This is a genomic window from Anaerophilus nitritigenes (assembly GCF_004138215.1).
Taxonomy (GTDB): domain Bacteria; phylum Bacillota; class Clostridia; order Peptostreptococcales; family Thermotaleaceae; genus Anaerophilus; species Anaerophilus nitritogenes.
Genome location: NZ_RYYS01000110.1, coordinates 1 through 2,387 on the forward strand (window position 1 = coordinate 1; position 2,387 = coordinate 2,387).

At 30.6% G+C, this 2,387-nt stretch carries 1 protein-coding gene; it reads left to right on the forward strand.

All coding sequences use genetic code 11. From position 1 onward, the window contains the following. Positions 1–1,054: Tn3 family transposase (locus tag EK368_RS14605; protein ID WP_165000482.1), on the forward strand; the 1,054-nt coding region annotated here is incomplete at its 5' end. Positions 1,055–2,387 lie beyond the last annotated feature (1,333 nt).

Sequence of the window (2,387 nt, forward strand, 5' to 3'; positions counted from 1 at the left end):
TGGTGAAAACTATCAAGATTTACTTTATATCAGAAGAAAATTTATTAATAAGGATAACTTAAGAAATGCTATTTCTGCTGTTGTAAATAATATTCTCAAGAGTCGTATTCAAGATATCTGGGGAGATGGAACAACTTCGTGTGCATCAGATTCAAAGAAATTTGCTTCGTGGGATCAAAACCTAATGACAGAGTGGCATATTCGATATCGTGGTCGTGGAGTCATGATATACTGGCATGTTGACAAAAATTCTACTTGTGTATATTCACAACTAAAATCCTGTTCATCTTCTGAGGTTTCTGCAATGATAGAAGGTCTTCTAAGACATTGTACAGATATGGAAATAGAAAGAAATTACGTTGATTCACATGGTCAAAGTGAAGTAGCATTTGCTTTTTGTCATTTGCTTGGATTCCAGCTGATGCCAAGACTTAAAGCTATCAATAAGCAAAAACTCTATAGACCAGAGACTGGCATGGGTGATGTTTTTCAGAATTTAAAACCAATACTTACAAGGCCTATAAACTGGGATCTAATACGTCAGCAATATGACCAAATGATAAAATACGCAACAGCACTTAGATTAGGTACTGCTGAAACAGAAGCCATATTAAAAAGGTTTACTAGAAATAATCTTAAGCATCCAACTTATTTAGCACTTGCTGAACTTGGAAAAGCAGTAAAGACCATATTTCTTTGCAAATATCTAGATTCAGAAGAACTTCGTAAGGAAATTAATGCAGGACTTAATGTTGTTGAAAACTGGAATAGTGCAAATAGCTTTATTTTCTATGGAAAGGGCGGAGAAATATCTACCAATAGGATTGAAGATCAAGAGATTGCTGTATTAAGTTTGCATCTACTACAAAATTGTCTTGTCTATATCAATACCCTTATGATCCAACAAGTTTTATCACAAAAAAAATGGTATGATTTAATGACTCCTGAAGATTTGAGAGTACTCACACCACTAATATATACACATATTAACCCTTATGGATATTTTAATTTGGATATGCATGAAAGAATACCTTTTGAGAATATAGTAAGTTAGTGGATAAGCTCCTGATTCTTTTCCAGAAGCATTTACATTAAATGGAATCTATTTTGCCCCTGGATGCACGGATGCTCCTACTACCCCATAATGCAAAATCATGGTATTAAAAAAGTTAAAATTGATATGAAATATAAATATTGTAAAATGAAAGCGTTTGATACTGATGAAGTAGTAGAGTTTGAAGGCTGGGATTTAATAGACATGGATTATACATGTTCTAAATAATTAAGTAAAAATAGATAGTTTAACATCAATAAAAAACTCTTGCGAAATTTTCTGCAAGAGTTTTTTATTAATGTTAAACTATGTTTAATATAAAAATTTAAAGGAGATTGATAATATGATTATGAATAAATGCTTATATATAATATTAATTATTATTTCTTGTGTAATTTTAATTGATTATGTTTATTTCTTGAAATATAAAAGTTCTTTTTTATCTCAAGCTTTAGAATATAAGATGATTATTATATTAGTAATAGGGTTAATAATTTTCAAATTGAAAAAATAGATGAATATAAATATATAGGATTGTCAAAATAACCTCCTTGTAGTATTAATATAGAGAGTGAGAAGGTACTAAATAAAAAAACATAATCAATTGCCTGTAAAATGCTAGGTTTTTTAAAAATAAGCCCGTATGGGGTATAGCCATCAAAACCGACAAAAACCACTCTAAGCCTATAAGTCACAATATGCCTACATTTTGGAACATTAGTTTTTGATAACACAAAAGTATTGTTTTTATATTTTGTGGTGTCAAAAAAGCTACTGTGGACTTTAAGTGACAGTTTTTTAATGCTTAGCGTGAGTTAAAATTAAGTTTTTTGTCCATTTAATTCCTTAACGTGGGATTTGTCGGAAATGTTGGCGAGACCCTTTTTATGAAAAAAGGTCACTAAAAGTAACAAAATACAAATTGTGTTACTATATTTACAGTAGTATCCAATTAGCTGCACACTAGCACACTACTCACTCACAGAGATTTCACAAGGCCTTAAAGCTAAAAAATAGGGTGAATTTCATGAAATGAATATGAATCTTGCATAAAAAAAGCCCCATTTTGCAAGAAAAATTGCTTTTGAAAGAAAATAAAAAATAACTCTTTTAGGTGCATGGCAACCATTCGTGTAAAAAGTACAATAGGACTCCAAATACTGGAATAGAGTTCCTTAACCCTTCATATATGGTACTTCTAAGCAATAGACTATTTTATCTATAAATTTAATTGAAATGCATGCCATAAATCGTGGCCGAAACCCATTAAGGGGTAGGGCAGCCATTCGTGTAAATTGAGTCTACTTTACATTATATGTAAAATATATTTGTT